This window comes from Ectobacillus panaciterrae DSM 19096, from assembly GCF_000430785.1.
GTDB lineage: Bacteria > Bacillota > Bacilli > Bacillales > Bacillaceae_G > Ectobacillus > Ectobacillus panaciterrae.
Genome location: NZ_AUMR01000180.1, coordinates 1 through 2,080, shown reverse-complemented (window position 1 = coordinate 2,080; position 2,080 = coordinate 1). Strand labels below are relative to the sequence as shown.

2 protein-coding genes and 1 pseudogene are annotated in these 2,080 nt (G+C 35.6%); 1 reads left to right on the top strand and 2 read right to left on the bottom strand.

The window, feature by feature from the left end; all coding sequences use genetic code 11:
* Nucleotides 1-201 (top strand): annotated as a pseudogene (locus tag H540_RS33840) (NAD-dependent malic enzyme); the annotation flags it as partial.
* 195 nt (nucleotides 202-396) lie between these two features.
* Here H540_RS33840 and H540_RS0122060 read toward each other — a convergent pair.
* Together H540_RS0122060 and H540_RS32540 are read right to left on the bottom strand one after the other, a co-directional pair.
* Nucleotides 397-1,710: a sensor histidine kinase gene (locus H540_RS0122060; RefSeq protein ID WP_028402411.1), complete on the bottom strand. Its 1,314-nt coding sequence runs from the start codon at nucleotides 1,708-1,710 to the stop codon at nucleotides 397-399.
* 230 nt (nucleotides 1,711-1,940) lie between these two features.
* The coding region (locus tag H540_RS32540; protein WP_211241922.1) for a glutaminase at nucleotides 1,941-2,080 on the bottom strand (140 nt) is incomplete at its 5' end.

Here is a 2,080-nt window from a genome sequence, read left to right as displayed (position 1 = left end):
GCCGGATTAATTTCAGATGAAGAGCTTCATGCCGATTATGTGATTCCAGATCCATTTGACCGCAGAGTAGCGGCTCATGTAGCAGCAGCTGTTGCTAACGCTGCGATGGAAACTGGTGTTTCACAAAAAACTGCCAATGTAGAAGAAATCAAAACACGTCTATTATCATTAGTAGAAGAAACACAACCTGCTTTGGTGTAAATCTAGCCGAACTAAAGGAAAATCTTATCTATCGCTTTAGTTGTTTAGGAAAGCCTATTACACACCAAGTTGTAAATCCGCATACCGTTTATTCTTTCAAAACTTGCTTTTCTTTTCAAGCTGTTAAGTTCTTCTTAACAGCTTGTTTTTATGCCTGCTATCCTGAAGTGCAATTCATACATCAGTTGTTTGTCATTATCCCTCAATTAAGTGCTTAACCGGTAATCGAATCATGAAAATTGCTCCTTTTTCCCCCGGTCTGTTTTGGAATGTAACCTCACCTTCAAGCTGTTCTACCATTTCTTTTACATAGGATAGTCCAATGCCTGTTGATGGGTTGCCATCATGATTATATTTAGAAGTAAACCCAGGTTTGAAAATTAAATCCTTATGCTTCGGTGCAACACCAGGACCATTATCACTTATCAGGAATTCAATCGCATCCTGCTCCTTACTAATAAAAATCGTGATGGTTCCTCTATCTTCGATAACTTCTACCGCATTTACAACGATATTATTTATGATCGATAAAATCGTATAAACGTGGTAATGCAGATGAGTTCCTTCAATCGTGTACACAAATTGAATCTCTTTTTCCAGTAAACGGGCATATTTCTCATTTGCTCGCACAATGATGTTGACCAGTTCATGTATTCCCATATAATCTGCAGGACCTTCATCGGAAATCAGTTTTGAAAGTCCTGCAAAGATACGCTGGTTATCCTTTTTAACCTCATGAACTTCACCAGCGATTTTTAATGCTTGTCTTCGTAAATCTTCGACCGAAAAATCAATCTGTTCATTTTCCGAACAGTTTAAATTTTTATATAGATCATACGATTTTTTTGTTATGTTTTCAGTATCTCGCAACGTTTTTTTTAAATGAATGGATTCTTCATATAAATTGGAAATAAGCATCATCATGTGTTCATTTCGTTTTCTAACTTGCCTTTCCTTCGACTGTGCTTCATACAGTTTCATCATATTGAAAAAGCTTAAAACGATAAAACTGTGGGAAAATGCGATAATAATAATCTCAATTAGTCCCGCTAGCGTAATCGTTGTTTTTAATATAAGATATTGCATAATTAACTCTGCAAAATCAGACAATATTTCGATTACGAGGCCAATAAGTGCAATTATGAAAGTCCGGTCTTGAAAGCGGTTCATTTTTGCTACATAAAAGAGGCAAGCATAAGTGAAATAATAGAAAAAACTAGGGAAATGGGTTTGGAAAGAGAATGCCCAATCAAAATTTCCCTGCATGATTGAGTCTAGTAGAATACGAAACCCCACAACTGCCATTCCCGTCAAAAAACCTGGTAATACTGTCGGCATTTTCCGCAACAATAACAAAGAGAAGAAAAATGTTGGTGCACCAAAACTGATGCGAAACGTTTCATTTAGAGGATAAAATTTTAATTCGCTTGCTAATGGCACTGTAAACATCATTAGAACAAGAATATAGCTGTCTTTTTTCAATAACGTACTGAGGTTCAAGATTGTCACTTCCCAATTTTGTTTAAAAATCCGTATACAGTTCCATCAACCTTGATACAAAGCTTACCACTTTCTAAGTATGAAACAAATATCATACATAATAAGTAAATAACCATCCCAAGCTCTGCTAGGAAGTTCTTTTGGAATTCCTTTCATTTTACCTTTTCTTAATAATAAAAGTAAATAGGAAGCCCTGTCATAATAATGATTACAACTTATTATAAATTCCATTATACCTTTTAGAAAATACTTAGATCCCATTCTTGTGCCATATGTTTCAATAACATGCCACCCGCTAAGCTATTGCCATATTCATCAATAGCTGGTCCATATATACCGATACCAAATTCACCTTGAAGAGGTAATGCCCGTCTAATGC